Source organism: Kitasatospora sp. NPDC088861 (genome assembly GCF_044750105.1).
In the GTDB taxonomy this organism is placed as follows: Bacteria; Actinomycetota; Actinomycetes; order Streptomycetales; family Streptomycetaceae; genus Kitasatospora.
In genome coordinates this window covers 1-25656 of the sequence record NZ_JBIVJF010000018.1, presented here as the reverse complement: position 1 = coordinate 25656, position 25656 = coordinate 1, and the positions used below count along the sequence as shown (strand labels likewise).

General features: G+C 72.7%; 24 protein-coding genes. 13 read left to right on the top strand and 11 right to left on the bottom strand.

The window, feature by feature from the left end; all coding sequences use genetic code 11:
* The gene (locus tag ACIP37_RS25900) at positions 1-687 is read left to right on the top strand and encodes an HAD family hydrolase (protein ID WP_363583690.1); all 687 of its coding nucleotides are present in this window, start codon (positions 1-3) and stop codon (positions 685-687) included.
* A 64-nt stretch (positions 688-751) separates the two neighbouring features.
* Here the strand turns inward: ACIP37_RS25900 and ACIP37_RS25895 are convergent, their stop codons facing one another.
* Entirely contained in the window at positions 752-1444 is a 693-nt protein-coding gene (locus ACIP37_RS25895; protein WP_400810263.1) for a YidC/Oxa1 family membrane protein insertase, read from the bottom strand.
* Positions 1445-1525: 81 nt separating this feature from the next.
* Positions 1526-1819 (bottom strand): DUF6412 domain-containing protein, encoded by a 294-nt coding sequence (locus tag ACIP37_RS25890; protein WP_063349248.1) that lies wholly within the window; start codon positions 1817-1819, stop codon positions 1526-1528.
* 261 nt (positions 1820-2080) lie between these two features.
* Between ACIP37_RS25890 and ACIP37_RS25885 the strand changes: the two genes are divergently transcribed.
* Both ACIP37_RS25885 and ACIP37_RS25880 read left to right on the top strand, forming a co-directional pair.
* On the top strand, positions 2081-2365 hold the full coding sequence (locus ACIP37_RS25885) for a type II toxin-antitoxin system Phd/YefM family antitoxin (RefSeq protein ID WP_363583686.1): 285 nt from the start codon (positions 2081-2083) through the stop codon (positions 2363-2365).
* A complete protein-coding gene (locus ACIP37_RS25880) occupies positions 2358-2780 on the top strand; it encodes a type II toxin-antitoxin system VapC family toxin (protein WP_350882649.1) in 423 nt (140 codons plus the stop codon). The genes ACIP37_RS25885 and ACIP37_RS25880 overlap by 8 nt, the downstream gene beginning before the upstream one ends.
* 137 nt (positions 2781-2917) lie before the next feature.
* Here ACIP37_RS25880 and ACIP37_RS25875 read toward each other — a convergent pair whose 3' ends face one another.
* The 3 genes from ACIP37_RS25875 to ACIP37_RS25865 form a co-directional block, all read right to left on the bottom strand.
* A complete protein-coding gene (locus ACIP37_RS25875) occupies positions 2918-4006 on the bottom strand; it encodes a Gfo/Idh/MocA family oxidoreductase (RefSeq protein WP_363583684.1) in 1089 nt (362 codons plus the stop codon).
* Between the two features lie 134 nt (positions 4007-4140).
* On the bottom strand, positions 4141-5133 hold the full coding sequence (locus ACIP37_RS25870) for a hypothetical protein (protein ID WP_400844589.1): 993 nt from the start codon (positions 5131-5133) through the stop codon (positions 4141-4143).
* 38 nt (positions 5134-5171) lie between these two features.
* The gene (locus ACIP37_RS25865) at positions 5172-5606 is read right to left on the bottom strand and encodes a hypothetical protein (RefSeq protein ID WP_363628136.1); all 435 of its coding nucleotides are present in this window, start codon (positions 5604-5606) and stop codon (positions 5172-5174) included.
* A 513-nt stretch (positions 5607-6119) separates the two neighbouring features.
* Here ACIP37_RS25865 and ACIP37_RS25860 point away from each other — a divergent pair.
* The 4 genes from ACIP37_RS25860 to ACIP37_RS25845 all read left to right on the top strand — a co-directional run bounded on the left by ACIP37_RS25860 (position 6120) and on the right by ACIP37_RS25845 (position 10334).
* A complete protein-coding gene (locus tag ACIP37_RS25860) occupies positions 6120-6899 on the top strand; it encodes an HAD-IIA family hydrolase (RefSeq protein ID WP_063349252.1) in 780 nt (259 codons plus the stop codon).
* A 96-nt stretch (positions 6900-6995) separates the two neighbouring features.
* On the top strand, positions 6996-8246 hold the full coding sequence (locus ACIP37_RS25855) for a low temperature requirement protein A (RefSeq protein ID WP_400844586.1): 1251 nt from the start codon (positions 6996-6998) through the stop codon (positions 8244-8246).
* A 78-nt stretch (positions 8247-8324) separates the two neighbouring features.
* Positions 8325-9053, top strand: coding sequence for a uracil-DNA glycosylase (locus tag ACIP37_RS25850; protein WP_363583676.1), 729 nt, complete (start codon positions 8325-8327; stop codon positions 9051-9053).
* 195 nt (positions 9054-9248) lie between these two features.
* Complete coding sequence (locus ACIP37_RS25845; RefSeq protein ID WP_400810256.1) at positions 9249-10334, top strand: glycoside hydrolase family 6 protein; 1086 nt, start codon at positions 9249-9251, stop codon at positions 10332-10334.
* Positions 10335-10405: 71 nt separating this feature from the next.
* On the opposite strand, the gene ACIP37_RS25840 is transcribed toward ACIP37_RS25845, so the two are convergent.
* From ACIP37_RS25840 to ACIP37_RS25825, 4 genes are all read right to left on the bottom strand, one after another.
* A complete protein-coding gene (locus ACIP37_RS25840) occupies positions 10406-12337 on the bottom strand; it encodes a galactose oxidase-like domain-containing protein (RefSeq protein WP_400810254.1) in 1932 nt (643 codons plus the stop codon).
* A gap of 67 nt (positions 12338-12404) precedes the next feature.
* The gene (locus ACIP37_RS25835) at positions 12405-14510 is read right to left on the bottom strand and encodes a glycosyltransferase family 2 protein (protein ID WP_400810253.1); all 2106 of its coding nucleotides are present in this window, start codon (positions 14508-14510) and stop codon (positions 12405-12407) included.
* Positions 14511-15133: 623 nt separating this feature from the next.
* Positions 15134-15871, bottom strand: a complete 738-nt coding sequence (locus ACIP37_RS25830) for a 3-oxoacid CoA-transferase subunit B (RefSeq protein WP_400810251.1) — start codon at positions 15869-15871, stop codon at positions 15134-15136.
* A gap of 4 nt (positions 15872-15875) precedes the next feature.
* Positions 15876-16637: a CoA transferase subunit A gene (locus ACIP37_RS25825; RefSeq protein WP_363583670.1), complete on the bottom strand. Its 762-nt coding sequence runs from the start codon at positions 16635-16637 to the stop codon at positions 15876-15878.
* Between the two features lie 371 nt (positions 16638-17008).
* On the opposite strand from ACIP37_RS25825, the gene ACIP37_RS25820 reads away from it, so the two are divergent.
* From ACIP37_RS25820 to ACIP37_RS25795, 6 genes are all read left to right on the top strand, one after another.
* Positions 17009-18283, top strand: a complete 1275-nt coding sequence (locus ACIP37_RS25820) for a substrate-binding domain-containing protein (protein WP_363628141.1) — start codon at positions 17009-17011, stop codon at positions 18281-18283.
* Between the two features lie 5 nt (positions 18284-18288).
* Positions 18289-19101 carry an ABC transporter ATP-binding protein gene (locus ACIP37_RS25815; RefSeq protein ID WP_363583666.1) on the top strand — a complete coding sequence of 271 codons (813 nt, stop codon included), beginning with the start codon at positions 18289-18291 and terminating at the stop codon, positions 19099-19101.
* Between the two features lie 53 nt (positions 19102-19154).
* Entirely contained in the window at positions 19155-19961 is an 807-nt protein-coding gene (locus ACIP37_RS25810) for an ABC transporter ATP-binding protein (RefSeq protein WP_363583664.1), read from the top strand.
* Positions 19961-20827, top strand: coding sequence for a branched-chain amino acid ABC transporter permease (locus ACIP37_RS25805; RefSeq protein ID WP_363583662.1), 867 nt, complete (start codon positions 19961-19963; stop codon positions 20825-20827). The genes ACIP37_RS25810 and ACIP37_RS25805 overlap by 1 nt, the downstream gene beginning before the upstream one ends.
* Before the next feature lie 251 nt (positions 20828-21078).
* The gene (locus ACIP37_RS25800) at positions 21079-22164 is read left to right on the top strand and encodes a branched-chain amino acid ABC transporter permease (RefSeq protein WP_363583660.1); all 1086 of its coding nucleotides are present in this window, start codon (positions 21079-21081) and stop codon (positions 22162-22164) included.
* Positions 22161-23066, top strand: a complete 906-nt coding sequence (locus ACIP37_RS25795) for an alpha/beta hydrolase (RefSeq protein ID WP_363583658.1) — start codon at positions 22161-22163, stop codon at positions 23064-23066. Before ACIP37_RS25800 ends, ACIP37_RS25795 begins: the two co-directional genes overlap by 4 nt.
* Before the next feature lie 89 nt (positions 23067-23155).
* On the opposite strand, the gene ACIP37_RS25790 is transcribed toward ACIP37_RS25795, so the two are convergent.
* Positions 23156-24436: a hypothetical protein gene (locus tag ACIP37_RS25790; RefSeq protein WP_363583656.1), complete on the bottom strand. Its 1281-nt coding sequence runs from the start codon at positions 24434-24436 to the stop codon at positions 23156-23158.
* Positions 24437-24813: 377 nt separating this feature from the next.
* Positions 24814-25401, bottom strand: a complete 588-nt coding sequence (locus ACIP37_RS25785; protein WP_350882667.1) for a VTT domain-containing protein — start codon at positions 25399-25401, stop codon at positions 24814-24816.
* Positions 25402-25656 lie beyond the last annotated feature (255 nt).

Here is a 25656-nt window from a genome sequence, read left to right as displayed (position 1 = left end):
ATGCACACCGACCAGACCCTCATCTTCGACGCCGACGACACGCTCTGGGAGAACAACGTCCTCTTCGAGCGCGTCATCGACGGCTTCCTGGACTGGGCCGCCACCCCGGCCGACCGCGAGCCCGCCAGGGCCGTCCTCGACGAGATCGAAGCCGCCAACTCCGCCGCCCTCGGCTACGGTGCCGCCGTGTTCCGGCAGAGCCTCACCGACTGCCTGCGGCGGCTGAACGGCGACCGCACCCCCACCCCGGCCGAAGAAGCCCGGATCGACGGCCTCCTCACTCCGCTCAGCAGCCGCGAGATCGAGCTGATCCCCGGCGTCGCCGACACCCTCGCCGACCTCGCCGGACGCCACCACCTGCTGCTGCTCACCAAGGGCGACCTCGACGAGCAGCAGCGCAAGGTGACGGCCTCCACGATCGACCACCACTTCCGCGGCGTCCACATCGTGGCCGAGAAGTCGGCGGACACCTACCGGCGGCTCAGCGCCGAGCTCGGCCTCGACCCCGACCGGACCTGGATGATCGGCAACTCGCCCAAGTCCGACATCGCCCCGGCCCGCCAGGCCGGCCTGCGCACGGTCTTCATCCCGCACGAGCACACCTGGGTCCTGGAACACCAGGACCTCGGCCCCGACGAGGCGACCCTGCGACTGGCGGCCTTCTCCGAGCTGCTGCGGCACTTCTGACACGGACCGGCGGGGTCGGCAGGATCGCCGGGGTCGCCGGGGTCAGCGGGATCGGCGGCGGCGCTCACAGCGCGAGCGCCGTCGCCGGCGCCGGTGCGCCGCCCCGGTGCAACCAGGCCCGCTCCGCGGCCGTCCACGTGCTCGTCGTCACCAGGTGGAGCGCGGCGGCCACCGGCACCAGCATCGCGAACAGCACCGACCCGAAGGACAGGTAAGGCAGCAGCCCCGCCCCCGGCTGAGGGGTCGGCTGCGCGGCCGCCGCCCGCCTGGCCCGGCGGAAGTTGACGTACCCGACCGCCGCCAGCCCGGCGTACAGCAGGCCGAACACCGCCAACTGCCCGGCACCGTGCGCGCTCCCGACGTGCAGCCCGAGCGGCACGCCGAACAGGGTGTGGTCCAGCAGGCCGTTCGGGGTGGTGAACAGGCGGTACATCACCGAGAAGAACGGAATCTGCACCAGCATCGGCAGGCACCCCGCGAACGGCGAGGCCCGCTCCTCCCGGTACAGCTCGGCGAGCGCCTCCCGCAGCTTCTCCGGGCGGTCCTTGAACCGCCGGTTCACCTCGGCGACCTTCGGCGCCAGCCGCGCCCGCGACTTCTCCCCCCGCGCCGCCGCGCGCGCGAAGGGATGCAACGCCAGCCGGACGGCGACGGTGAACAGGACGATCGCCAGCGCGGTCGGCAGTACCTGGGCCAGCGCGGCGACGGCGGCATGGGCGACGGCGACGGCCGGGTCGAGAACAGTGAGAACGGACATGGTGGAGCGAGCCCTCCGGGGGTCTCGGAAAACGAGTGGTCGACGGAGGACGGCCGCGTGGAACGGCGGAAGACGACGAAGCTACGCGGCCGCCGGGGCCGCACCCGGTGCCCTCGGGCGTCGCCTGCCCCGGGCATCGGGATCGCGCTGCGGCAGGAAGGCCGTACGGAACGCGCGCCGCCGCAACACCCCGCTGCGCACCGCCGTGGGCGCCCGCGCGCCCAGCAGCCGCGCCCCCGCCAGCGTGCCCGCGACCGCACCGGCCAGCAGCGCCACGGCGGCGACCGCCGCCACCGACGCGACCGTCCCGCCCTCGGTCACCAGCTCCCCGGTCAGCACCCGGAGCAGCCCGAGCAGCATCGCGACGACGGTCATGCGCTGCTCCTCCTTCGGCGTGACGGACTCGGGGCTGCACGGACTTCGCGGCCCTCGGGCTTCGGTCCTGCGGGCTTTGGGCCCACGGGCTTCTGGCCCCACGGACTCAGGGCCGGACTTCAGACGTTCAGGACGATCGCCGAGCCCGCCGAGTTCCCGCCCGGGCGCGGAATTCCCCGTAGCGTACCCGCCGCGCCGAGGTGCTTCGCGAGGCGGTACAGGGGCGTAGCCGCAGGTGCTACACGGGGCTACCGTGGAGGGATGAAGACGATTACCCAGCGGGAGTTCCGGAACAACTCCGCCGCGGTGATGGACGCGGTGGAGGCCGGGGAGACCTTCCACATCACCAGGAACGGGGTTGAGGTCGCGGAGCTGCGACCGGTGTCCGGACGGCGGCGGCTCACGGCGGAGGAGCTGGTGGCGCGGCACGTGAAGCTGCCGCGGGTGGACTACCAGCAGATGCGCAAGGAGGCCGAGGAGTACTTCGGGCCGGAGGAGCTGGTGGGCGACGACGGCGACGACCCGTTCGAGCGGCGGCGTGGCTGAGCGCAGGCGGGCAGCCCGGCGGCGGCCGGCCGGGGTGCTCGACACCTGTGTCTACATCGATCTGGCCCTGCTCTCCCCGGCGAACCTGCCGGCCGTGCCGGAGCTGACCGCGATCACCTTCGCGGAGCTGCAACAGGGCGTGTCGATGGCCCGCGACGCGGTCAGCCGGGCGGCCCGGCTGGAGGTGCTGGGCGCGGCGATGGCCGACTTCGACCCGCTGCCGTTCGACGCGGCGGCGGCCGCCCGCTACGGCACGCTGGTGACCCTCACCATCGCCGCCGGGCGGCAGCCGCGCCCGCGCCGGATCGACCTGATGATCGCGGCCGTGGCCTCGGCCCACGGACTGCCGCTGTACACCCGCAACGTCGCGGACTTCCGGGGCCTGGGCTCGGCGGTGGAGATCATCGGGGTGTGACGGCCGCCGCTCGCCGGTGGAGCGGTGCTCTCGCTCTTCGTGCCGCTGGCCTGCCGCCCCCGCCCCGCTGGCTGGTCATCTAAGCAGCTTAGAAGTGGAATTGGGGGATGGAGGGGGGTGGCAGGCCCGGCAGCTGCTCAGCCCAGGCGGACCGCGGTGCCCGTGGCGGCGGAGGCCCGGGCGGCCTCCAGGACGGCCAGGGTTGCCACCGCGTCGCGCGGGTCGACCGGGGGCGGGGTGCCCGGGGAGGCCAGGGCGGCGGCGATGCCCGCGTAGAAGGCGGGGTAGTCGCCCGGCTCGGTGGGCAGGGCGATCGAGGACTCGTCGGTGCCGAGGGTGCCGTACTGCGAGGGCTGGTCGGCACCCCACGGGCGGGCGCCGTCCGGTCGGTGCCCGGCCCGCAGCTCCGCCTCCTGCGGGTCCATGCCGGGCTTGACGTACCCGGCGGCGTCGCCGAGCACCCGCAGCCGGGGGCCGATCAGCGGGGTGATGGCGCTGGTCCACAGGTGCGAGCGGGTGCCGGAGGCGTGGGTGAGGGCGAGGAAGGCGTCGTCGTCGACGACCGCGCCGTCCCGGCGCACGTCGACCTCCGCGTACACCGTCTCCACCGGGCCGAACAGGGTCAGCGCCTGGTCCACCAGGTGGCTGCCCAGGTCGTACAGCGTGCCGCCGACCTCGGCCGGGTCGGCGAGCTCGCGCCAGCCGGGCTTGGGCTTCGGGCGGAACCGCTCGAAGCGGGACTCGAAGCGGTGCACCCGGCCGAGCGCGCCGCCCCGGACCAGCCGGGCGGCGGTCAGGAAGTCGCCGTCCCAGCGCCGGTTCTGGAACACGGAGAGCAGGGTGCCCCCGGCCTCGGCGAGCTGGCACAGCTCCAGCGCCTCGGCGGCGGTGCCGGCCAGCGGCTTGTCGACGACGGTGGCCAGCCCGGCGCGCAGGGCGGCGCGGGCGAGCGGCGCGTGGGTGCGGTTGGGAGAGGCGACGACGACGAGGTCGAGCGCGTCCGGGTCGGCGAGCAGCTGCTCGGGGGTGTCGACGGCGCGGGCACCGGGGTGTTCGCGGCGCAGCTGCTCGCGGCGCTCGGGGTTGGCGGTGACCACGGCGTCCAACCGCAGCCCCGGCGTGGTGGCGATGAGCGGGGCGTGGAAGGCGGAGCCGGCCAGGCCGTAGCCGATCAGGCCGACGCGGAACGGGCGGTCCGGAGAGGACGAGGGGGTCGAGGCGCTCATGCGCCCACTCAATCACGAGGCGCCCGGTTGCTCCCGGTTTCGCAGTGGCGGAGCCGGGAGGCGGGGCGGACGTCGGTTCGCGTCCTCGCTCGTCGGACGGCATGGGGGCGAGACGTCTCAGGGCAGTTGACGGGTCAGCCGACGCAGCCGGGTACCGAGGGGGAGCTGCCGACGCAGTTGTCGGGGGTGTTTCCACTGACCGGTGTCGTGGTGAGTGTCATGGTGCCGTTCTGCCGGTAGATGCCGCCGGCCGTCATGACGGCATGGTTGGCGCTGATCTGGGTGCTGGTCAGCGTGGTGGAGGTGGAGCCGATGGCGGCGATGCCGCCGCCCTGGGACCCGGAACTGTTGCCCGCGTCGATGAAACTGCTGGTGGTGGTGAGCGAGCCGCGCAGGCCGTTGTAGATCCCGCCGCCCTGGCCGGTGGCGCTGTTCCCGGCCACGGTGCTGTTCGTGAAGGTCGCCACCGCCCCCTTCTGGGGGGCGCCGATGTCCTCGTTGGCCAGGCCGCCGCCCCTGCCCTGGGCGGTGTTGCCGGTCAGGGCGCTGGCCGTGAGGGTCACCGCGCCGTAGTTGAGGATGCCGCCGCCGTCGGTGACGGCGGAGCCGTTGCTGAGGGTGACGTTGCCCTTGAGGGTGAGGCTGGCGCCCGCGGCCACCTTGACGATGCGGAAGCCGGCCGTACCGGCCGTCGTCGAGCGCGTGATGGTGTCGTTGTCACCGGTCAGGGTGATGGCGGTGGTGATGATCGGCAGCGCGTTCGCGCCGTCGGTGTCACTGCTGTGCGACGAGGCGATGGTGTAGACGCAGTCGGTCGCGAGCACGACGTTGCCCCCGCCGGCGCTGTTGGCGGCGTTGATCGCCGCGACCAGCGCCGTCTCGTTGCAGGCCACGGCCGCCTGTGCGGAGGTGGGGGCCAGTGCGGCCAGCACGGCGGTCAGGACGACGGAACCGGCGAGGACCGGAATGGTGCGGATGCGTCGCATGACGCTCCCTTCGGGTTGATGGAGACCCCCGTGTTCGTGGTGCCGTGCCAGCAGCAGCAGCAGCAGCTGCTGCGGGCGCGGGCCCGGATCGGCCCGCGCGAGCAGACCGGGCCGGGCCAGGCCGTGGAGGCTTCGCGCCACGGCCTGGCCCGGCGGCCGAGCGATGCCGCGCGTCCGTCTCAGGTGGTGAGAACCGGCGGAACGGCGCAGGCCTTCACGGCGGCGGTGCTGGCGGTGGCGGCGGTGGCGGCCGCGGTGGCGGCAGCGGTGGAGGAGGTGACCGCGGCGGCCTCGGCGGCGGCGGCGCTGGTGGCGGCTGCGGCCTCTGCGGCGGCGTTGGGTGGCACGGCTTGGGTCGCCGCGATGAAGGTCTTGAGGGCGGCGGCGGCCGACGCGGCGTCGGCCTGCGCCGCGGCTGCCGCGGTGGAGGCGTTGGCGGCGGCGACCGACGAGGAGACGGTGGCGGCCGCGCAGGCCACGGCGTCCCTGCGGGCCTGACCGGTCGACGCCGAACTCGGTGTGTTCGTCGAGATGTTGGCCTCGGCCGCAGCCGTGCCTCCGGCCAGCAAGGTGCCGATGGCAAGAGCTGCGACGGCTATGCGATGGATCTTCATGGGTCCCTGTTCTGGGAAGGATGGGCTCACGTGCCCGGCAGCACAGCCGAACACGGATGCCACGGTGACGAGAGCCGAACCGGCTCCCACCAGAACAAGAACACCGAGCGGCCCGCCTGTCCCTTCGATCATCGCGCCGACGTGCCGAAAGCCGGACCGGAACTGTCCGACTTCCTGTGCGACTTCGCTGGTCAGGAGCGTGCGGGAAGGTCCGGTACGAACTGCCCGGTGGTCCCCTCATCGGCGTAGCGCGTTTGCGTGGACGAACCCGTCCACCGGCCGACTGCCTCCGTTCGCACCGCGGCCGTGCCCGGGAGGAAGTGGCGCACGCGGATGATGTTGCTGCCGGCACGTCGTGGCCGTTCCCGTCCGGGGCCGGGGTCGGCCCGAGGAGGCAGGCTCTAGGCTGGTCCGTGTTGGGGCAGCCAGTGGCGCCCGGCCGGCCGAGGGTGTCCGGTCCGGAGCGATGTGCGAAATCGTTCAGAACCGTTGCAAGACCAAGGAGACACCTACGTGGCAGACCGCAAGCCCATCGAGTCCTGGCTGACCGACATGGACGGCGTCCTCATCCACGAGGGCACGCCGATTCCCGGTGCGAAGGAGTTCCTGCGCAGACTGCGGGAGTCCGGCAAGCCGTTCCTGGTCCTCACCAACAACTCCATCTACACCCCGCGCGACCTCAGCGCCCGCCTGGCCGGGATGGGCCTGGAGGTGCCGGAGGAGTGCATCTGGACCTCCGCCCTGGCCACCGCCAAGTTCCTCAAGGGCCAGCGCCCGGGCGGCACCGCCTACGTGATCGGCGAGGCGGGGCTCACCACCGCGCTGTACCAGGCCGGTTACGTGCTGACCGACAACAACCCGGACTACGTCGTCCTCGGCGAGACCCGCACCTACAGCTTCGAGGCGCTCACCAAGGCGATCCGCCTGATCAACCAGGGCGCCCGGTTCATCTGCACCAACCCCGACGAGACCGGCCCGTCCCCCGAGGGCGTGCTGCCGGCCACCGGCTCGGTCGCGGCCCTGATCACCAAGGCGACCGGCGTCGAGCCGTACTTCGTCGGCAAGCCCAACCCGCTGATGATGCGCGAGGCGCTGAACACCGCCGGGGCCCACTCCGAGACCGCCGTGATGATCGGCGACCGGATGGACACCGACATCGTCGCGGGCATGGAGGCCGGCATGGAGACCATCCTGGTGCTCACCGGCCTGACCGCCGCCGCCGACGTCGAGCGCTTCCCGTACCGGCCGACCCGGGTGGTCAAGTCGATCGCGGACCTGGTCGAACTGGTCTAGCCTCTGCGGTGCTGTCGTGGGCCCCGTTCCGGCCGGTCGCCGGAGCGGGGCCCGTTTCGTACCTGTGGTTCGTACCTGTGGGGAGGCGCCGGCGCAATGAGCGCGACGGGGGATGCGGGGCCGCCGGAGGCGCGGCGGGATGCCGGGGGCGTTGGCGGGGAGGCCGACGAGAAGCGGGTCACCTGGGCCGAGCTCTACTTCGACCTGGTCTTCGTCTTCGCGATCACCCAGGTCTCCGGGCTGCTGCACCACCACCACGACGCCACCGGGCTGGTCCGGGCGCTGGTGGTGTTCGTGCCGGTGTACTGGTGCTGGGTGGGCACCACCGTGCAGGCCAACATCCGGGACGTGGACAACCTGCGGGACCGCCTCGGCATCCTGGCGGTCGGGCTGGCCGGCCTGTTCATGGCGCTCGCCGTCCCGGGCGCGTACGGCGGGCGGGGCGTGCTGCTCGGCGCCGCGTACTGGCTGGCCCGGCTGGTGCTGCTGCTCCTGCTGATCCGCCTGCCGGGCGTCTGGCGCGGCCAGTACGGCGTCGGCGTGCTGGTCAGCGGGCCGCTGCTGGTCGTGGGCGGGCTGCTGCCGGCCGGGCCGCGGCTGGCCCTGTGGACGGCGGCCGCGCTCTGCGACCTGGCCGCGCCGCTGGTGTTCCGGCGGCGGCTGGCGGCGGTGGCGTACCACCCCTCGCACATGCCGGAGCGGTTCGCGCTGTTCCTGCTGGTGGCGCTCGGCGAGTCGATCGTCGGGATCGGCGGGACGGCGGCCGGCGCCCGGCTCGACGTGGCCGAACTCGCGGCCGTGGCCACCGCGTTCACCATCTCGGCGGGGCTGTGGTGGCAGTACTTCGTGTACGCGGCGGACGCCATGCGGTACGCCGTGGAGGTCGCCGACTCCCGGCGGGACGTCGTCCGGCGGATCTTCCAGTACGGGCACCTGGCGCTGGCCGCCGGGGTGATCGGGGTGGCGGTCGGCTTCGGGGAGACCGTCGCGGACCCGTGGCAGGCGTTGGGCCCGGGGTCGGTGGCGCTGCTGTACGGCGGGTGCGGGCTGTACCTGCTGACCTTCGGGTACACCCGCTGGATGATGTTCCGCAAGGTGGCGACGACCCGGGTCGGTGCGGCGGCGGTGGTGCTGGGGCTGGCGCCGGCGGTGGTGCGGCTGCCGGCGCTGGCGGTGCTGGTGGCACTGGCGGTGCTGCTGGTGGCGCTCAACGTGGTGGAGCACGTCCGGGTGGTGCGGGCGGTCGGTGCGGACCCCGCGCCGGTGCCGCCTGCCGGGTCCGCGCTGCCTGTTGGGTCCCCGCTGCCTTCTGCGGCTCCGGCGGCTTCTGCGGCTTCGGCGGAGTGAGTTGTCGGTGGGGCTGTGTAGCGTTCGGGGTGAAAGAGGGCGTGCGGCACAACAGCCGCGGTGTGGGAGGTAGATGTCGTGACGGACACGGTCGAGGCGGGCGTGGTGGAGGCCGGCGAGGGCGGCGGGCTGGAGCTGCCCGAGTCCTGGCGCCCGGTGCTGGGCGCCGAGACGGAGAAGCCGTACTTCGCCGAGCTGGCGGCCTTCGTGGCGGCCGAGCGTGCGCAGCACCAGGTGTTCCCGCCGAGCGGCCAGGAGTTCGCCGCGCTGGAGGCCACGCCGTACGAGAAGGTCCGGGTGCTGGTCCTCGGGCAGGACCCGTACCACGACGACGGCCAGGCCCACGGCATGAGCTTCTCGGTGCTGCCCGGCACCAGGACGCCGCCCTCGCTGCGCAACATCTTCAAGGAGCTGGACGCCGACCTCGGCGTCCCCGCCCCGGACAACGGTTACCTGATGCACTGGGCCGAGCAGGGCGTCCTGCTGCTCAACGCGGTGCTCACGGTGCGTGCGCACGAGGCCAACTCGCACAAGGCGAAGGGCTGGGAGAAGTTCACCGACGCCGTGATCAAGGCGGTGAGCGAGCGCGAGGAGCCGGTGGTCTTCGTGCTGTGGGGCAACTACGCGAAGAAGAAGCTGCCGCTGATCGACACGTCCAAGCACGTGGTCGTGCAGGGCGCGCACCCGTCGCCGCTGTCGGCCAAGCTGTTCTTCGGCAGCCGCCCGTTCTCGCAGATCGACACGGCGCTGGACGGCTTCGGCGGCGAGCCGATCGACTGGCAGGTGCCCAACCTGAAGCAGGGCTGAGCACCCGGGGCTGAGCGTCCGGGGGTTGGGTGAGGGGTGGTCCGGGCGGGCGGGGTCGCCCGTCCGCCCGCTCACGGCCACCCGGCGTTCACCGCCCGTCGCGGGCGGCCGGTGGCCGGTGTGCTTAGCTGGTGCCGACCGGTCGCCGGACCGGCTCTGGGGGAGGGGCGGTACGTGCGCCGGGTGGGACGGGTAGTGGCAATCCGACGGGCCGTGGGGGTGGCCCTGGTCGTGCTGTTGGCGGGGGCCGCGGGCTGTAGCGGTTCGACCGCCGGATCGGCCAAGGGATCACCCGGCGGCCCGGGCGGCGGTGCCTCGGCCGGTGCCGCGGCCGGCGGGCCCACAGCCGCGCCCACCGCCTCCGCCGCGAACCCGGGCACCGGCCCCGCGAGCCTCGCCCAGCTCCCCGGCCAGGCCTTCTACGTCTCCGACCAGACCAACGCCGCCCGGCAGGTGACCGCTCTGCGCGGCCAGGGCCGGCCGGCGGAGGCCGACACGCTGCTGCGGATCGCCGCCCAGCCCTCCTCGCAGTGGCTGGGCGAGCAGGGCGCCAAGGAGATCGCCGAACAGGTCAGCCGCCGGGCCGCCGAGGCGGACCGGACGGCGGTCTTCGTCGCCTACAACATCCCGCACCGCGACTGCGGCCTGTACTCGGCCGGCGGCGCCGCCGACGCGGCCTCCTACCGGGCCTGGATCAGCGGTGTCGCGGAGGCCCTCGGCGACCGCAAGGCCTGGGTGGTGCTGGAGCCGGACGCCGTCGCGCACACCCTGGACAGCTGCGGGATCAAGGGTGACCTGGCCGCTGAGCGGTACGGCCTGCTGGCCTTCGCCGTGCAGGAGCTGAAGAAGCGTCCGCAGGTGCGGGTCTACCTGGACGCGGGCAATCCCGGCTGGTCGCAGGACCCGGCCGAACTCTCCACCGCGCTGCGCAAGTCGGGGATCGCGGCGGCGGACGGCTTCGCGGTGAACGTCGCCAACTTCTACGACACCGGCCGCAACACGGCCTACGGCGGCCAGCTCTCCGCCGCCCTGGGCGGGAAGCACTTCGTCATCGACACCAGCCGCAACGGCAACGGACCGCTGGGCGGCGACGCCTGGTGCAACCCGCCCGGCCGTGCGCTCGGCGAGCGGCCGACCGCCGACACCGGCCGGGACGGTGTCGACGCCTACCTGTGGATCAAGAACCCGGGGGAGTCGGACGGCGAGTGCGGGCGCGGCGAGCCCCGGGCGGGCGAGTTCTGGCTGCCGTACGCGCTCGGCCTGGCGCAGGCCGCCCGCTGAGGGGGCCGCTCCGCACCAGTGCCGGTCCGCACCAGTGCGGCTCCGCGCCAGGCCGTGACGCACCGGTTCGCTCAGCCGGTCACCTGGATCCAGCGCGCGACCGACGGGGTGCCGGCGGCGTCGGTCAGGAACAGCATGTACCAGCCGGGCGGCAGCAGGTTGGGGTTGGCGGGGAGCGTGAGCGAGACCCCGTCGGCCGTGCGACCGCTGATGTCCAGGGCCACCGACCGCTGTTCGACGTCGGTCACGTGGGTGACCGAACTCGGCCGGATCAGCTTGGCGGTGGCGACCGCGTCCGGCCGGGCGGTGCCGATCCGCACGGTGGTGCCGAGCTTCGCGGCCCCCGGCGCGGCGGCCACCTGCGGGCGGTCGCCGTGGAACAGGTACGGCGGGGTGTAGATCTCGATGCGCTGCTCGAAGCCGCCCGGTGTGGTCTCGGCCTTGTCCGCGAACAGCGGGTTGGAACCGAGCACGGCCACCCGGCCGTCCGGCAGCAGCAGCGCCTCGGAGTGGTAGTTGCGGCCGACGGCGGGCTCGGCGGCGGTGCTGAAGCTGTTGGTGTCCGGGTGGTACACCTGCGCCTTGAGCAGGTCGCTGGCGCCCCGGCCCCGGTAGCCGCTGGAGCCGCCGGTGGTGAACACGGTGTCGTCCGGGAGGATCACGCTGTTCAGGTAGCGGGTGCCGCCGGCCGGCAGGTCCGGGCCCGGGGTGAAGGCGGGCTCGGCGGCGGAGAGGTCGACGATGTCGGTGCGGGCGGTGGACAGCGGCGACTCGCCGACGCCCCCGCCGCCGAGCACCATCACCTTCTGCGCCTGCGCGGGCGGCAGCAGCACCGAGGACGAGGTCTCGGTGAGGGCGGGGTCGCGCAGGCCGGGGACGGGCTGGAAGCCGTTGTTCGACAGGTCCCACACCCCGGGGTCCCGGCCCTTGTCGGCCGGGCCGTAGCCGGCGTTCGAGCCCGAGTAGAAGAGCTTGCCGGAGGCGGTCAGGAAGATCGACGGGTAGGTCGGGAAGTAGCGGTCCGGGCCCTTGGACCAGGTCTTGTTCTTCGGGTCGTAGATCTCGTTGTCGTTGCCGTTGAGGATCTCCCCGGTGTCGTCCAGGCCCGAGACGGTGACCACCCGTCCGTCTCCCAGCCCGGTGAGCGTCGGGTACCAGCGGGCGTACGCCATGTCGGTGACCTGCTCGTACAGCTCGGTGTCCGGGTTGAACTCGAACGCGGAGCGGATGCCCTGGTACTCCTGCTTGTCCAGGGTCAGCTTCGCGCTCTGCCCGTACAGGTTGTGGGCGTCGACCCCGGCCAGGCCCTTGATCCGGTACTGGGCGGGGGAGTCGGTGACGTAGCCGGCGCCCTCACCGACCGCCTCGACGAACACGTGCTGCTCGCCGGCGGTGACGACGGTCTGCTTGCCGGCGCCCGTCTTCACCGCGGCCGGGACGGTCACCGGCACGGTGGAGGCGTACTCGCGCCCGTTCGGGCCGACGAAGACGGTGCCCTTGGGGAACGTCCTGGCGCGCTCGGGGCTCTCGTTGCGTACCCGCATGACGCCGGCCGCCCTCTTCACCACGCCCGCCAGCTTCTCGTACCGCTGGGTGCCGCCGGCCACCAGGACGCGGCCGTCCGGCAGCGAGGCGTGGCCGCCGCAGAACATGTCGGCCGGGGTGGGTATCAGCTTGTAGGTGTTCGCGGCCGGGTCCCAGAGCAGGCTGCGGAAGCTGCCCGCGTCGAAGCGCTTCTCGTCGTTGCCGGAGCCGGCCACGATGAGGACCTTGCCGGTGCGCAGCAGTGTGGCGTGGACGGCGTTGACCCGGAACTCGGCGGGGAGCGTGAGGGTCTGCCAGTGGCCGTACTCCGCCTTGTAATCGGGGCGGTTGATCACGTACTGGTGGTACTGCTGGCCGGCGAAGCCGAGGACGGCGGGCGCGTTCATCCCGGCGACGGTCAGCGCGACGGTGCTGCCGAGGGCGAAGCGCTTGGTCCGGCCGGTCTTGTGGATCTTCACGGTGGTTGGTCCCCTCGTGAGGTTCGGGAGCTCGTGAGGTTCGGGGGTGCTGGCGGGTCGGGCGGCTTCAGCGGGTGGTGGTGTGCTCCGCCCGGTCGGGCACTGCGGGGGCGCCCGGCGGCGCGGCCGGGGCGGTCGGTGCGGTCGGGCCGCGCCGGGGATCGCGGGCGTGTCGGGGGCGGCGCTTCTCCAGGACGACCCTCGGGGTCGCCGCCGGACCGCCGGTGACGGTGAGCGTGGCCGTGGGCCGGGCGCGTCGGCGGCGGATAGCGTCGCCGGCCAGCACCAGGATCGGCAGCACGGTCAGGACCAGGGCGATCCAGGCCCAGGTGCGCATCGCGACGTGGTCGTAGCCGGTGAAGAAGGAGGCCGCTATCGCGCCGCCGAACACCAGCGTCCAGAACAGGTGGAAGCGGAAGGTGCTCACCCGGTCCGCGCTGGCCGAACGGCCCTTCGGCGTCACCACGAAGCGGCTGCGCCGCCGCAGCAGCGCCTGCACCAGCGAGGCCGCGTAGACCGGGCCGCAGAGCGCGGACATCAGCATGCCCGCGACCCCGGAGGAGCCGGCCGGCTCGTGCGGGCTGACGTTGTGCTTGCGGTTCCAGGTGTAGAGCAGCAGTTGGAGCGCGGCGGCGTCGCTGTACAGCATCATCCAGATCTCGGAGGACACGTGGACCCCCGAGGCACCGAACACCAGGTAGAGCACGCTGGACAGGCCGCCGAGCAGCCAGGTGAGCGCCGCCATCGGGTAGAAGCCCACCATCAGCGAGTAGTTGAGCAGCCGCCCGGGCGACAGCCGCCAGAGCACCCGCCAGTACTGGGTGAGCAGGGTCTCGTAGGTGCCGCGGCTCCAGCGCAGCTGCTGGGAGAAGAAGTCGGTCCAGGAGGACGGGCCCTCGCCGACCGCGAGCACGTCCGGGGTGTACACGGATTTCCAGCGTTCACCGGTCTCGGCGTTCCGGCTCCGGTGGAACTCCAGGCCGGTCGCCATATCCTCCGTGATGGAGTCGTACAACCCGCCGATCGACTGGAGCGCACGGATTCTGACGGCGTTGTTGGTGCCGACGAACATGGGCGCGCCGTAACGGTTTCCGGCGCGCTGGATGAGTGCGTGGAAGAGGTACTGCTGGCTCTCGGAGAATTTGGTGACGGCCGATCCCGAGCTGCGGTAGTTCCCGTACACCTGGGGTCCGACCACGAATGCCACGTCGGGGTCGCGGAAGTAGCCGAGCATCCGCTCGCAGAAGTCCGGCAGCGGGACGTGGTCGGTGTCCACCGAGACCCAGAAGTCGTAGTCGCCGCCGTGCGCCTGCAACCAGGCGTTGTAGTTGCCGTGCTTGGTGCCGGTGCGGAACCGGCCCTTGGGCTGGTTCCAGTACGGGCGGCCGAAGCGGCTGAAGTGGCGGACGCCCAGCTCGATGCAGAGCGCCCGCATCGCAGGATCGTTTCCCTCGTCCAACAGCCAGACGTCGTACGGGCCGTCGTGCCGGACGGCGCGTGCCGCGACCAGCGTGGCCCGCACCATCTCCGCCGGCTCCTTGCCCGGCACGCAGGCGGTGACGAACGCGACCCGGGTGCCGGACTCCGGCGTCACCGGTATCGGATCGCGGGCGACGAGCGTGGCGTGGGTGTTGGACACGACGTTGACCAGCCGGAACACCTCGACCACGGCGATGATCCCGATCATCACCTTGTCGCCCAGCAGTACCAGGGCGTGCGTCTCGCCGGGGCGCTCCGGCCAGTGCTCCGGCAGCAGCAGCCAGACCAGCAGCACCACCTCCACCAGTGGGGCCGCCACCATCAGCAGGGCGGCGCGGATCCGGTGCGGCTCGCGGCGCAGCAGGCTGCGGTACTGGACGCGGTAGGGGGCGGTGGGGTCGGCCTCTTGCGCGGCCTCCTGCGTGGCCTGGTGCATGGTTTCCTGTGCGGCCTGGTGCGCGTGCCACGGTGTCGGCGGGGCTCCGTGGTGGGCGGGCTCGGGCCGGTAGACGCCGCCGCCGAGGTCGTCCTCCTCGTCCGGGTCGTGTGCCGGGCCGGCCAGCCGACTGAAGTGACCGTAGTCGTACGGGGCTTCGGGTACGGGAACGGCGGCCAGGTCGTCGTCGAGCCGCCGTCCGGCGCCTCGCCCGCGGGCCGTCCCGGCGTCCTTCTGTCGCGCGAACGGCATGGTCATCGTCTGCTCCCCCCGGCCGGGGCCCGGCCGTGGCGGCGGGCCCGTTGGTGCGTGTTCAGACCGGGGGTATGCGATCCGCCGTCCCGCGGCGCGCCTGGCCGGCCGCGTTCGGCGGGGCTGGTCCGCTCCCCCCGGAGCCTTGCTTCGCCTTGCCTCTTGCCTCGAAAGCCGTCCCCGTGAAACACCGCCCGGTGGACCGCCGTTGTTTCCAAGCGGTTTTCGGGCCGTCATTCGCGTCATGCGTCTGCTCGCGCCGGTGGGCGTTTGCGAGCGGAATTCATTGCGCGCCTGCCGGGGACTTCGAATGCGGATCCCGGTGCGCTCCCGGCTTCCCCTCCGGGCACGCGGGATCCACGGCGCCCCCAACTCTCCCGGAGGGCAACCGTGATCGCAACCTGTCTGGGAAATGATCACCGCGCAAGCGTGAAGATCCCACGGTTCCCGGCCAATCCGCACCGCGGTGGTGCTAATGCGGCGAATTCGGCGGGCGGGGCGGCGGTAGTGGCGCCTCGGAGGCAAAGCGAACGGCCGGACCTCCCCGACGGAGGTCCGGCCGCTGCCGCGGGGCGGGGCCGGTGCGTCCGGTCCGGCTGGTGCTGGCCGGTCCGGTCGACCCGGTCCGGTCAGAGCCGTGGAAGGAGGGCGGCGCCCGTCGCGGCCTGGACGTCCGCGAACCCCGTGCCCGGGGCCGTCTCCACCACCCGCAGCCCGTCCGGCGTCACGTCGATCACGGCCAGATCAGTCACGATCCGGTTGACAACTCCGCGGCCGGTGGCGGGAAGTGAGAGCTCCTCGACGATCTTCGGGGAGCCGTCCCGGGCGGTGTGCTCCATGACCACGATCAGTCGGCGGGCCCCGTGCACGAGGTCCATCGCGCCGCCCATGCCCTTGACCATCTTGCCGGGAATCATCCAGTTGGCGAGGTCGCCGGCCGCCGAGACCTGCATGGCGCCGAGCACTGAGACGTCGATCCGGCCGGCCCGGATCATGCCGAAGGAGAAGGCCGAGTCGAAGTACGAGGCCCCGGGGGCGACCGTCACCGTTTCCTTCCCGGCGTTGATCAGATCGGCGTGCTCCGTGCCCTCGACCGGGTAGGGGCCCACGCCCAGGATGCCGTTCTCCGAGTGCAGCACCACCTCGACGCCCGGCGGGAGATGACTGGGGATCAGGGTGGGCAGGCCGATACCCAGGTTCACGTACTGGCCGTCGCGCAGTTCGCGGGCGGCCCGGGCGGCCAGGGCGTTGCGCGGGTCGAGACCGGGCTGCGGGCGGTGGACGGGGTGCGGGTGGTGGACGGCCTGCGGTCGGTGGGCGGTCTGCGAGGTGGGCGCGGGGGCCGGGGTGCTGGTCGGGGTGGGCATCGGTTCAGGCCTCCTGGAGTGCGGGGCGGACGGTCCGGCGCTCGATGCGGCGGTCCGCGGGATCGGCGGCCACCACCCGGTCCACGTACACGCCGGGCAGGTGCACGGCGTCCGGGGCGAGCTCGCCCGCCTCGACGATCCGGTCCGCCTCGACCAGGGTGATCCGGCCCGCCGTCGCGCAGAGCGGGTTGAAATTGCGGGCGGCGGCGTGGAACACGCAGTTCCCGTGCCGGTCCGCCACCTCGGCCCGGACCAGCGCGAAGTCCGCCGTGATGGCTTCCTCCAGCAGGTACCGGCGGCCGCCGAACTCCCGGACCTCCTTGGCCGGTGAGGCCAGCGCCACCGAGCCGTCCGCCGCGTAGCGCCAGGGCAGCCCGCCCTCCTCGACCTGGGTGCCGACCCCGGCCGGGGTGTAGAACGCGGGGACGCCGGCGCCGCCGGCCCGCAGCCGCTCGGCCAGCGTGCCCTGCGGGGTGAGCTCCACCTCCAGCTCGCCGGAGAGGTACTGCCGGGCGAACTCCTTGTTCTCGCCGACGTACGAGGACGTCATCCGGGCGATCCGGCCCGCCCGCAGCAGCAGGCCGAGCCCCCAGTCGTCCACCCCGCAGTTGTTCGAGACCACCTGGAGGCCGGTGGTGCCGGTGTCCGCCAGGGCGCCGATCAGGGTGCTCGGGATGCCGCAGAGGCCGAAGCCGCCGACGGCCAGCACCGCGCCGTCGGGGATGTCCCCGACCGCGTCGGCGGGGGAGTCCAGGACCTTGTCCAAGGGATCACCTCGTGAGGAGTGGGATACGGGAGAGAGCACGCCCGGGCCGGGCCCGGCGGGAAGGCCCGGCGGGAAGGCCCGGCGGGATGGCTCGGCGGGAAGACCCGGCGGCCGCCGCCGGACGGCTGCCGAGCCCCTCCACCGTCACCGGCCGCGGGCCGCCGCAGCCATGGCGGCTCCCGCCATGGGCGGGTACGAGCCCGTGTCGGTTGGCCACACCCGAACGTCCGGGGAACGGCGCCGCCCGGGTGGTATGTCGGCCGGAGCCATATCACGGTGGGCCGATGCGTCGCCCGGGCACATGTCGCCAGTCCCACCGCACACCTACGGTTCCGGCATCCACCCCGCCGCACCCTCAGGAGTCGGTCACCATGCGCAGCTCGACAGCCCCCACTCGGCCCGCCTCCGGCGCCCGCCCGGGCGAGACCCTGACCGGCGGCCCGGCCCGGAAGCTCGCCGCCGTCGCGGCGTGCGTCCTGCTCGCCGCGGGCTGCGCCAAGGCCGGCACCGCCGGGACGGTCTCGGCGGACGGCGGTGGCGCGAAGAGCCCGGTCAAGGTCGGCCTGGTGTACTCCAAGACCGGACCACTGGCCGCCTACGGCAAGCAGTACCTGGAGGGCTTCAAGGCGGGGCTGAGCTACGCGACCAAGGGCACCGGCGCGGTCGACGGACACAAGGTCGAGTTCGAGGAGCAGGACGACGCGGGCGACCCGGCCAAGGCGGTGTCCGCTGCCAAGGACCTGATCGGCAAGGGCTACAAGGTCCTGGCCGGTTCCACCGCTTCGGGCGTCGCCCTCCAGGTCGGCCCGATCGCCGCCCAGAACAAGGTGCTCTTCATCAGCGGCCCTGCCGCCGCCGACAAGGTCACCGGCTTGAACAAGTACACCTTCCGTTCCGGCCGCCAGTCCTTCCAGGACATCCGCACCGCGGCCTCGTTCATCGGTGACGCCAAGGGCAAGAAGGTCACCGTGCTTGCTCAGGACAACGCCTTCGGGCAGGCCAACGTGGCTGCCGTCAAGGCCGTGCTCGGCGCCCAGGGTGCGACGGTCGACCAGGTGCTCGCCCCGCCGAGCGCCACCGACCTCACCCCGTTCGCCACCCAGGCCAAGACCGCCAAGCCCGACCTGCTGTTCGTCGCCTGGGCCGGCGACACCTCCTCGGCGCTGTGGACGGCGCTCAACCAGCAGGACGTGTTCGCCGACACCAAGGTCGTCACCGGCCTGGACCTGGCCGCCTCCTACCCGCTGTTCGGCCCGGCGGCCGAGAAGATCTCCTTCCTGAACCACTACTTCGGCGGAGCCGCCGGCACCCCGGTGGAGAAGGCCATGGACGAAGCCGTCACCGCCGCCGGCGGGAAGACCGACATCTTCACGCCCGACGGCTTCACCGCCGCCCAGCTGATCGTGCACGCCGTCGAGGCCAACCACGGCTCCGCCGACGACACGTCGGACCTGGTCAAGGCGCTGGAGGGCTGGAGCTTCGACGGGGTGAAGGGGCGTACCACGGTGCGTGCCGAGGACCACGCCCTCCTCCAGCCGATGTTCCAGGCCCGGCTGACCGGCACCGGGGCCGCCGCCAAGCCCTCGGTGGAGAAGGCCCTGACCGCGGACGAGGTGGCGCCCCCGGTCACCCCGATGGCGGGCTGATCCCGATGCCCGCTCCCACCGCCCCCACTCCTTCCCCGGCCGGTTCCCCGGCCTCGGCCACGGTCTCGCCCGCCCCGGTGCTGCGGCTGGACGGACTCGGCTGGTCCGTCCGCGGGGTGCCGATCGTCGAGGACGTCTCCTTCTCGGTCGGCGAAGGCGAGTTCATCGCCTTCATCGGCCCCAACGGCGCCGGCAAGACCTCCCTCTTCAACCTGATCTCCGGCATCTATCCGGCGAGCCACGGCAGCCTCCACCTCGACGGTGTGGACGTCACCGTCGAGGCCGTGCACGCCCGGGCGCGCCGCGGCCTCGGCCGCACCTTCCAGACCTCCTCCCTCTGGCCGGGGATGACGGTCGCCGACCACGTCCGACTGGCCGCCCAGGCGGCGGCGGGACCGCGCGCCTCGTACCGGCTCTGGCGCCGTGCCGACCGGTACCAGGAGCAGCTGGCCGAGACCCTCCACCGCACCGAACTCACCCACCGTGCGGACACCTTGGCGGGCGCGCTCTCGCACGGCGAGAAGCGCAAACTGGAACTGGCCGTCCTCCTCGTCTCCGATCCGCGGCTGATCCTGCTGGACGAGCCGATGGCCGGGGTCAGCGCCGAGGAGGTACCGGCCCTCACCGAGCTGATCCGGTCCGTGCACCGCGACCTGGGCCGGACCGTCCTGATGGTCGAGCACCACATGGACGTCCTGCTCGGGCTGGCCGACCGCCTCGCGGTGATGCACCACGGCACGCTGCTCGCGCTGGACACCCCCGAGGCCGTGATGGCCGACCCGACCGTGCAACAGGCCTACCTGGGCGAGGCGCTGTGACCTCCTCTCCGCTCCCCTCGCCCGTCTCCACCTCCACCTCCACCTCTGCGGCCGTGCCTACGCCTCCTGCCGTCCCTCTCCTCTCCGTACGCGATCTGCGGGTGGTCATCGGCGGGCTGCACATCCTGCACGGTGTCGACCTCGACGTGGCCCCCGCCGGGGTCACCGCACTCCTCGGCCGCAACGGCGCCGGCAAGACCACCACCGTCAAGGCCGTGATGGGCCTGGTGCCGCGCACCGGAAGCGTCCGCTTCTCCGGTGTCGAACTCGCCTCCCTTCCCACACACCTGGTGGTCCGTCATGGCATCGGCTACGCGCCCGAGGACCGGGGAATCTTCGCCGGCCTGACGGTTGCCGAGAACCTCCGCCTCGCCGAGCGCGCCGTCCGGGGCGGGGGCGAGGCGGACGAGCCGAACTATCCGCTCGTCCACGAGCTCTTCCCCGAACTCAAGCAGCGGGCCGGCCAGTTGGCCGGGACGCTCTCCGGCGGCCAGCAGCAGATGGTGGCGATAGGCCGGACGCTGCTCAACCGCAACCGGTTGATCATCGCCGACGAGCCCACCAAGGGTCTGGCGCCGAAGATCGTCGCGGAGGTGGCCGAGGTGCTGGCGCGAGCGGCCGAGGCCGTGCCCGTTCTCCTGGTCGAGCAGAACCTCGCCCTCGTCCGACGGCTGGCCGGCACCTGCGCCGTCCTGGCCGACGGCCGTACCGCCCACCGGGGCGACACCGCCGAGCTGTTGGCCGACGAGGAGGCCGCCCGCCGCCTGCTCGGCGTCGGCTCCCGTCACCCGCTCGCCGGCGGACCCCGGCCCGCCGCTTCTCCGGCCACCCCTGTCGTCACCGCGGAGGTGAAGCCCTGATGGACACCGTCGTCCTCCTCTCCTGTACCGGACTCGGTCTTGGTGCGCTGTACTTCCTGGTCGCCTCCGGCCTGTCGTTGATCTTCGGTCTGATGGACGTGCTCAACTTCGCGCACGGCGCCCTGCTCTCCATCGGCGCCTATGCCACCTGGTGGGCAGGCGCCGAGGCCGGCCTCTCCTTCTGGCTCGCGGTGCCGTTCGGCACCCTGGTCGGAACGGCCGCCGCCGTCCTGCTGGAGCTCTTCCTGATCCGCCCGCTCTACAGCCGGCCGCGCGATCAGATCCTCGCCACCGTCGGGGTCGGGCTCGCCGTGCCCGCCCTCCTGATGGGGGTCTGGGGCGCGGACGCCCGCCCCTTCCCCCAGCCGGCCGTGCTCTCCGGCACCTGGCACGTGCTCGGTGCGACCGTCCCGGTCAACCGCTTCGTGCTCGTGGCCGCGGCCGCGCTGCTGCTGCTCGCTCTTCGGTTGTTCCTCGCCCGTACCCGCTACGGGCTGATCGTCCGGGCCGGCGTCGAGGACCGGGCGATGGTCACGGCGCTCGGCATCGACGTCCGGAAGGCGTTCACCCTCGTCTTCGCCATCGGCGGGGCGGCCGCTGCGCTCGGCGGTGCCCTCGGTGGCCTCTACTTCGGTTCGGTCAATCCCGGCCAGGGGACCGGGCTGCTCATCTTCGCCTTCGTCGTCGTGGTGATGGGCGGCATGGGCTCCGTCACCGGGGCCGCCGTCGCCTCCGTGGGTGTTGGTCTCGTCCAGCAGTTCGCCAACTACTACACCGGCGCCGGGCTCGGTGACCTCTCGGTCGTCGTCCTGCTCGCCGTGCTGCTTCTCGTCCGACCCCGTGGACTCACCGGGAGGCTCGCGTGAGCGCCGAAACTCCGATCACGAGCACCGGTGGCCCCGCGGCCGACCGCAGCGCCGCCACCATGGCAGGGGGGACTGACACCAGCCCTGCCATGACCGCCATGCTGGCAGAGGGGACTGACACCAGCTCCGCCAACACCGTCACTGTGGCAAGGGGGACTGACACCAGCCTTGCCGGGACCCATTGTGAACACACGACCGACCTCGGCGCCATCCCTCGAACAGGTGATTCAGTCACTAATCGCTGGACACCGGTGCACAGAGCGCTACGCTGGTGGCCGATCGCCCTGCTGATCACGCTCCTTGTCGCCCCATACAGTGCGCTTCCCGTCCCGGGACTGCTCGACGGCCCGCTCGGCAGCCCCGGCAGCCTGCAACTGCTCGCCCTGTGCCTGCTCTACGGGGCCCTCGCCTCCGGCTACGACCTCCTGCTCGGCCGTACCGGACTGCTCTCCTTCGGCCACGCCCTCTACTTCGCGACCGGCCTCTACGCCACCGACCTCGGCATGCTGGAACTGCGACTGCCGTTCGCCGCCGCGGCGGTCTTCGGCGTCGCCTGCACCGTCGCGCTGGCCCTGCTGCTCGGCTCGGTGAGCCTCCGCGTCACCGGCATCGGCTTCTCCATGGTCACCCTCGCCTTCGCCCAGGCCGGCTCGATCCTCGTCCAGCGCAACCCCGGTGGCGTCACCGGCGGAGAGGAGGGCCGCTCCGCCCCGGCCGACCTGCTGCCCTCCGGCCTGCTCGGGATCGAGAACACCGCCAACCTCTACTGGATCGCCGTCGGCTACCTGGTGCTGACGGTCGCCGTGGTCCACTGGGCCGTCAACTCGCCGGCCGGACGGGTCTGGGAGGGGATCAAGGAGAACGAGCGCCGGGTGGAGGTGCTCGGACTGCGGCCCTACGGCTACAAGTTGGTCGCCTTCGTCCTCGCCGGCGGCCTCGCCGGGTTGGGCGGGGTGGTCTACCTGCTGCTGACCGGCGGCGCCACCCCGCAGGCCGCCGGCTCCGACGCCACGCTCGCCCTGCTGGTGATGGTGGTGCTCGGCGGCTCGGGGACTCGCTGGGGTCCGCTGCTCGGCGGTGTCCTCTACACCTGGGCCGGCCACCGGCTCGGCGACCTCGCCAACTCGACGACGATCGCGGACCTGCCCGCGGTCCTGCGGGTGCCGCTCTCCCAACCCCTGTTCCTGCTGGGCACCCTGTTCGTCGCGGTGGTCTACCTGCTGCCCGGTGGCCTGGCTAGACTGCCTGCCCGCATCCGCGCCGCCCGATCCGCCCGTGCGGTCCGCACCCCGGCCGCTGCCCGGACCGCCCGTCCCACCGGAGGTACCCCCGCGTGAGCCAGTCGCCCCTGAAGCCCGAGGAGTTGACCGTCGCCGTGCCCGGAGGGGAGCTGGCGGTCCTGCGCTGGCCCGCCGCCGAGCCGGACGTCCCGACGGTCGTGGCGGTGCACGGCATCACCGCCAACGGCCTCGCCTGGTACGAGGTCGCCCGCCAACTCGCCGGGCGGGTCACCCTGCTCGCGCCCGACCTGCGGGGGCGCGGCGGGAGCCGCGCGGTCGCCGGGCCGTACGGGCTGGCCCGGCACGCCGACGACGTGGCCGCACTGATCACGGCCCTCGGCACAGGCCCGACCACCGTGGTCGGCCACTCGATGGGCGCCTGGGTCACCGCCCTGGCCGCCGTCCGGCACCCGGAACTCGTCCGCCGGGTGCTGCTGGTGGACGGCGCGCTGACCTTCCCGCTGCCGGAGGGCATCCGTGAGGAGGACGCGCTGGCCGCGGTGCTCGGCCCCGCGCTGGCCCGGCTGTCGATGACCTTCCCGGACCGGGACGCGTACCGGGAGTTCTGGCAGCGGCACCCGGCCTTCGGGGCGGCCTGGTCGGCGGAGATCGACGCCTACACCCAGCGCGACCTGGTCGGCGTCGAGCCCGAACTGCGCTCCTCCTGCGTGCTGGAGGCCGTGCAGACCGACGGTGCCCAGGTCCTGCTGGACCAGGACGCGGCCACCGCCGTGCACCGGCTGCCCTGCCCGGCCGAACTGCTCTGGGCCGAGCGCGGCCTGCTCGACGAGCCCCAGGGCCTCTACGACCACCAGCGGATCGGACTGGCCGGGCTGGACCGGGAGCGGGTGCCGGCCTCGCTCGTGCCGGACACCAACCACTACTCGATCCTCTGGGGAGAGCCGGGGGCCGAGCGCATCGTCCGCGGCCTGCTCGCGGACGTCACCGCCGCGGGGTAACGGGCCTGGCCCCGACGACGGCGGCCGGCGGGGTCCGTCCACCCCGCCGGCCGCGCCTGTCTCGTTCTGCCCTGCTCGGTCCGCCCGTCTCAGCCCGCGGCGCCGAGGAAGGTCTCCCAACCGCCGCTCGGCGCCTGGCCGACGTTGAGCGTGCGCAGCTTGCGCAGGGTGGACTGGTCCTGCACCTCCAGCCACTCGACCAGCTGCCTGAAGGAGACCAGCCGGACGTCCGGCTTGCCCGCGATGGTCTTGAGGGTCTCCTCGACGGCGTCCATGTAGATGCCGCCGTTCCACTGCTCGAAGTGGTTGCCGATGAAGAACGGCGCACGGTTGCTGTTGTAGGCGCGGTCGAAGCCGGCCAGGTAGGAGTCCTTGGCCTGGGTGCGCCAGTCGTTGTACTTGGACGGGTCGCCCTTGGTGCTGCCCGCGGACTGGTTGGCCAGGATGTTGTAGTCCATCGACAGCACCTGGAAGGTGTGCCCGGGGAACGGGATGGACTGCAGCGGGAAGTCCCAGACCTTGCCGTCCTGCACCTTCTGCGGCCATATCTGCAGGCCGCCGGAGGAGCTGGCGTCGTACTTCCAGCCCAGCTTCGCGACCGTCGGCAGGAGCGCCTTCTGGCCCTCCAGGCAGGGAGTGCGGCCGCCGATGAGCTCCTTCTTGTAGTCGAAGGGCAGCGGGTCGACGTCGGTGAAGCCGGTGTTGGTCCGCCACTGGGTCACGAAGCCGATCGCCTGGTCGATCTCGCTCTGCCAGTCCTCCGGGGTCCACATGTTGACCCCGTTCTTGTCCGGGCGGCTGGAGCAGAAGTGCCCGTTGAAGTGGGTGCCGATCTCGTGCCCGGCCAGCCACGCCTGGCTGACGAGCTTGAGCGTGCTCTTGACCGCGCCGTCCGACAGGTACGGGATGTCGGAGGCGCCGACCGAGTGCTTCGGCGGGTGGTACAGGTCGGCCTTGCCCTTGGGTAGGGCGTAGATCCCGGAGAGGAAGAAGGTCATCGTGGCCTTGTACTGTTCCGCCAGCTTGAGGAAGCGGGGGAACTGGCCGTCGTCGGTGCCACCCGCGCCGTCCCAGGAGAACACCACGAACTGCGGCGGCCGCTCGCCGGGCTTGAGCTTCTCGGGCTTCGGCTGGTTCGGCTGCGGGCCGGTGTCGGCGTTGGAGCCGTCGCCGATCGGAGTGCCCTTGGGCACCCCCGTCTTGGTCGGGTCGGTCGTGCCCGCCGGGGTGGTGCCGGGGCTGCCGCCGGTCGTGGGGGAGGAGGAGTTCTGGTTCGAACCGGATCCGCTGCTGGAACAGGCGGCGACCGCGCCGAGGGCCGCGGTCGCCGCGGTCGCACTGAGCACCGTCCTGCGCGAGATGCTGGTCATGGTCTCCCCTGGGTGCCGATGCCGGTGGTGAGGGCGGCCCGGGGCCGCACCGGTCAAATCGGGCAATTGATGAATTTTCCGCCGTTAGCATGCCATGTGGCCGCAGCGGCCACCAAGGCCGTCGACCCTCTACGAGAGTCAACACGTCAGCAGGACCGGGCTGGGCTGCAAGGATTCGTGGTCTGTTGCCGTCCTGTGACGCTTCGCTCCTCGCGCCGCCAGGGGAGTACGGTACCGCCGGTCCGGCGGGGCGGGTCAGAGTTCGTCATCGCTCGGTACGGCTCGTCGCCCGTCCGGGCAGAGCTCGCCGATCGCGGGGGCGCGGCGAGGGGCGGCCGGGGCGCCCGGGGCCGGGGGTGCAGGCCGAGGCGCAGCGGTCAGAGCGCGGCGAGCCGCCGGTTGCGGCGCACTATTCGCGCGATCGCGGTGCTGACGATGGTGGCGGCGGTGCAGGACACCGCGAGGCTCAGCCAGGCGGTGTCGAACCAGTGGCTGTTCAGCCAGCCCAGCGTCACGATGTAGGCGGCCCAGACCAGCGCCGCCAGTGCCGACCAGTGCAGGAAGCGGTGCGGGTGGGCGGGGGAGTGGCCGATGGCCACGTCCAGGACGGTCCGCCCGGCCGGGACGAACCGGGCGACCACCACCATGGCCGCGGCCGCCCCGTGAGGGCGTTCGACCAGGGCCTGCTGGACCCTGGTCACGCTGGCCGCCAGTTCCGGGCGCTGGGCGAGCCGGCGCTGGAGCAGCGGGGCGCCGCGCCGGGCGAGGTGCAGGAGGAGGAGGTCGCCGAGGAACGAGGCCACTGCCACGCCCAGGCCGAGCAGCACCGGGGCGCCGTCGATCCGCGCCGTCTTGAGCACCGCCAGGATGACCAGTGTCCCGCTGGGGATGAAGGGGAGGAGGGCGTCTCCGAGCACGGCGAAGAGCGCCAGGGCGCAGATCCACGAGGATCCGATCGCCGCCACGAAGTTCAAGGCCTGTACTCCCTCCACGCCGCCCGGGGGAGCAGGTGGCTGCTGAGGTCAACGCTAGCGCCTCGACTTTTCATGCCATGAAGCACCCCGGTATGCCATGGGTCACAGACCCCGGCCCCGACCTGCGCAAAGGCGCGAGCCCCCGGAGCGGGGGGCGGTTTCTAGGGGTCGTTGCAACACGTGGTCGGTTTGATCAGGCCGCGATGAGTTTATGCAGGCGCTCGGCTGGGGTTTCCCAGCCGAGCG